Annotated in this window: 1 protein-coding gene; it reads right to left on the reverse strand. The window is 45.1% G+C overall.

The features are described 5' to 3' along the window. Positions 1–318, reverse strand: a 318-nt coding sequence (locus tag R7093_RS27620) for a hypothetical protein (RefSeq protein WP_318147328.1), incomplete at its 3' end; no start/stop codon positions are given. Between the last annotated feature and the right edge of the window lie 219 nt (positions 319–537).

Below are 537 nucleotides of genomic sequence, written 5' to 3' on the forward strand. Positions count from 1 at the left end.
AATTCGCTCATCTACCGGATGAATTAAGCGCACGCCTTGGTTATCCCCAATCACAATAAAGGCCGCACCAATCGCTTTAGTGAGTGCGCGAAAGGACTCTTGATAAGGTTCTGGCTGCTGAGCTTCCACCATCTCAATGACGATTTCAGACTCTGCGAGGAAACGGGCAACACCGAGTGCCTTTTCACCCATTTCGTGTTCTTGATTGACTTTGAGGTAGGTAAAACCTGCGGCGACGAGCAGAAGTAACTCGATCAAGCCCGAGAGCGTCATAATGACCAGCATGCGCTTTCTAAAGCTGATGGTTCTCCAACTCATGGTACATCCTTACCGTTAACCCACTTCCACGTCACTGTGGTGTTGTTCTAAGTTAACATCGAGTTAACAGCAAGGCTTAGATCAGATGATAAATCTGTGAACACGGCAAACAAAGCGTGACTTTTATGGTGAATTAATAGGCGGCGTGAAACATAAAATTACATCCATTCATCAGGCACAATATTCCTTGCTGATATTCAATGGTATACATAAATTGCC

The organism is Vibrio sp. 1580 (assembly GCF_033340055.1).